Origin of the sequence: Mesorhizobium sp. M1A.F.Ca.IN.022.07.1.1, assembly GCF_003997575.1 — a bacterium.
Taxonomy (GTDB): domain Bacteria; phylum Pseudomonadota; class Alphaproteobacteria; order Rhizobiales; family Rhizobiaceae; genus Mesorhizobium.
The window spans coordinates 1-2,799 of sequence record NZ_RZST01000520.1 but is presented as its reverse complement, the minus strand read 5'-3'; the positions used below and the strand labels follow the sequence as shown (position 1 = coordinate 2,799).

1 protein-coding gene and 1 pseudogene are annotated in these 2,799 nt (G+C 62.7%); both read left to right on the top strand.

The features are described 5' to 3' along the window. Window positions 1-415 precede the first annotated feature (415 nt). Window positions 416-2,200, top strand: a complete 1,785-nt coding sequence (locus EOA75_RS31500) for an adenylate/guanylate cyclase domain-containing protein (RefSeq protein ID WP_067320029.1) — start codon at window positions 416-418, stop codon at window positions 2,198-2,200. 119 nt (window positions 2,201-2,319) lie between these two features. Continuing rightward, window positions 2,320-2,799: pseudogene (locus tag EOA75_RS31495) on the top strand (cytochrome P450); the annotation flags it as partial.

Sequence of the window (2,799 nt, the reverse complement as noted above, 5' to 3'; positions counted from 1 at the left end):
GCGCATGACTGCCCTCAATCTCTCGTGGTGGCATGAACGCGCTGACAACTCGAATCCGGGCCCGTTGGTTCCGCCAACGGGCCGCAACGCCTTGCTCCACAGTTGGTCCGTCACGGCCAGCGCGACCTCTATTCGCGAAAGCTTAAATAAGTAAAATGGCGTGAATCCAACAAGTAAGGAGGCTTCTGCAACATCGGACTTCAGGTAACGAACGACTAACCATGGCTTGCGCCGAAACCGCCTTCCATTAGCTGTTCGTGGTAGAGCTTTTGGCCAGACCCTGTTAGAGTCCCGGACCAACAGGGTGGCAACGGCGCGCCGAGCCTGCCGGGGATCTTCCATCGGCAAACGGCGAAGTTTTTTTGGAGCGGAAGTCGCCTGTTCTGGACCGAAAACAGGGACCGGGGGCTCAACCATGGCTGAACGGAACTATACCCGTCAGCTTGCGACAATCATTTCTATCGACGCCGTTGGTTTTTCGCGGCTGATGGGCATCGACGACGAGCGCGCCGTCGCGGCCTTCGAGGAAAGGCGCGATATCATCACCGACAGTTGCGGCGCCTTTGGCGGCCGCACGTTTGGCGTTGCCGGCGACAGCATCATGGCCGAATTCGGCAATCCAATCGAAGCCTTGCGCGCGGCGTTCGATTTCCAGGACCGGATCATGGCGCTCAATGCCTCGGCCGCGGATGAGATGCGCATGCCGTTCCGGGCCGGGATCAACACCGGAGACGTCATCGTCCGCGAGGGCCGCCTCTATGGCGACGACGTCAACATTGCCGCGCGCCTGCAGGAATTCGCTCCACATGACGGTCTAGCCATCTCAGAGACGACCTGGCACCACGTGAAGGACAAAACGGCCGCGGTTTTCACCGACCTTGGCGAGTTCATGCTCAAGAACATCGCCCTGCCTGTACGTGTGCTGATCGCCGGACGCGGCGGCAACGGCGCGGCGATTGCTGCGCCCCTGGCCGCCATCCCTACCGCTCCCGTCCATGACAGACTCGCATCGAAGGGCCCGCCGGCAATCGCGGTGCTGCCGTTTCACGGCAGCAACGGAGGCGAGCCTGACGTCGGCTACATGGCCGACGGCATTGCGGAAGACATCATCTACGGCCTGTCCAACACCCGCTGGCTCTCGGTGATCGCGAAGGGCTCCAGCTTCCAGTTTCGCGACGACCAGCTCGGAACCAGGCTCATCGGCAATGCGCTTGGCGCGCGCTACATCGTCGGCGGCACGCTGGCGCGCCACAGCGGGCAGATACGCCTCAACGCCTCGCTGACCGACACGTCGAACGGGCGCCTGGTCTGGTCGCAGCGCTTCGACCGCGACCTCATCGACATCTTCAGGCTGCGCGACCAGATCGGCAGCGAGATCGTCTCGATCCTCGACAAGGAGGTCGACCGAGCCGAGCAGGTGCGCACCTTCCAGGTGCCGTGGGAAAGCCTCGAGACCTGGCAGCTGGTGCGGCGAGGCCGCTGGCACATGAACAGGCGCACGCGCAAAGACACCGAGATCGCGCTCGAATTCTTCGAGAAGGCTTACCAAGAAGATCCGAATTCCAGCGCCGTGCTGAACGAGCTGGCATGGTGGTATTTCTGGCGGGCATGGCTGCGCTTCGGCGACAGCGACGACCTGGCCAAGGTCGAAGAATTTGCGCGCAAGTCGCTCTTGATGGACAGCCTCGACGCGCGGCCGCACGCCTATCTCGGGGCGGCCGACATCATGCGCGGCCAGCCGGCATCGGCGGCGGAGCATCTGGCCGAGGCGATTCACATCAATCCGAGCTTTGCCTTCGCCCGCTCGGCAATGGGCAGCGCGCGGCTGCTGCTTGGCGATGCCGCCGGCGCGATCCCGTTCTTCCTGGATACCGAGCGGCTGAGCCCGTTCGACCTCTACCGCTTTCACAATCTGGGCGAGCTGGCTGCCGCATACTGTTTGGTCGAGGACTGGCCGGCCGCAATTGCGGTTGCCGATCGCTCGCTCAACCTTTCGCCGGGCTATTTCTACGCCAGGTTCCTCAAAATCGGCGCCTTGATGCGGAGCGGCCGTCTTGAGGAGGCCGAACGCGAACGCGCCATTCTGGCAACCAGGCATCCCGATTTTTCTGAGCAGCGGATTCGCTGGATACCGTTCGTCGATCCTGCGAAGAACAACTTCCTGATCGCGAATTTCGGCCAGGCCAAGTCCATCGCATGATTGCTGGAACCGAACACCGATGATTGTGAAAAAAATCACATACGCCGGACCGAACCAAACCTAGGCCAGACAATAGCCGGCATCGCAGTGACGTGGACAGCCGGGGGGCTCGAACGCGCATGATCAAGTTGAAGTATTTCGCTGCTGTCCGCGCTGCCCAGAAGAGCCAGCGCCCTGTCGCCGAAATGCCGCCCTTCGATATCGACCGGCTCCGCGCCAAGGGGCTTGCGTCCCGTATCGCCGGCTTCCTTTTCAACGACCCGCGCTGGCTGCTGGCGCTGCTGCGCCGCTTCTGGCCGAACCTGGCCTTCGGCAATTTCCTGCTTGTCACCAAAGGCGTCGATGTGCGCGACATTTTGGAGCGCGGCGACGAGTTCGAGACGCCGTACGGACCGGAAATGGCGGAACTGGCCAGGGGATCGAACTTCATCCTCGGCACGCAGGACGGGGCCGCCTACCGGCAAATGAAATCGGCCGTGCTGAGCGCCTTTCCGCCGGCGGAAGTCGAAGCCGCCGTCAGGCCGATCGCCGAGCGTCATTCGCGCGACATCATGACCCGGGCCAGCCCCGGCTTCGACGCCATCGGCGGGCTGATGAAG